General features: G+C 36.8%; 1 pseudogene. It reads left to right on the top strand.

Annotation, left to right across the window (positions count from 1 at the left end):
• A pseudogene (locus ACFIK8_RS12480) lies at positions 1-277 on the top strand (cytochrome bc complex cytochrome b subunit); the annotation flags it as partial.

Genomic DNA, 277 nt, shown 5'->3' on the forward strand with positions numbered 1-277 from the left:
CTTTTAAAAGCTATTCTTTGGGTGGGGATGCAGTTGCATGAGGCACTTCTTGGTGGTGATAGCGTGGGGCAACCGGTACTTAACCGTTTTTATATTTTCCATTATTTTTGTCATTTCTTTTGCTGTTTTTTTGATCTTTTTTGCTTGTTTTTTGTTTTATATGCCTGATTATATATATGGGGCAGGCTGAAAATTATAGTGTTTTTGATTCTTTCAAGGCGCCTCTAGTCCGAAGTGGTATTTTTTGCCCTTTTATGCTATGCTTCACGCTATAACT

Source organism: Bartonella sp. MR168JLCBS (assembly GCF_042194175.1).